Source organism: Lacinutrix chionoecetis, from assembly GCF_053604665.1.
In genome coordinates, this window is sequence record NZ_JBSHNQ010000076.1 from 1 (window position 1) to 296 (window position 296).

Annotated in this window: 1 protein-coding gene; it reads left to right on the forward strand. The window is 33.8% G+C overall.

Annotation, left to right across the window (positions count from 1 at the left end; translation table 11 throughout):
- Window positions 1-296 (forward strand): type VI secretion system tube protein TssD (gene tssD, locus ACVC43_RS07250; protein ID WP_452223839.1); only part of this gene is annotated, 296 nt, incomplete at both ends.

Sequence of the window (296 nt, forward strand, 5' to 3'; positions counted from 1 at the left end):
GCAGACAATTCAGGACGACCATCGCAAAAGCCTCGTGGAGGACAAATAACCATACTTATAGAATCTACTAACAAAACAGACTTTTTAGAGTGGATGATATCCAGTAATATGACTAAAAACGGGAGTGTTATCTTTTATAAAAGAGATAATATGTCCAGTTTAAAAACCGTTAAATTTAAAGACGCTTACTGTTTAGATTATGTTGAGGATTTTGATGCTGTTAGCTCACAACCTCTAAAAACAAGAATAGTAATATCTGCGCAGGAGATTAGTGTAAAAGGAACCAAATTTAGTAA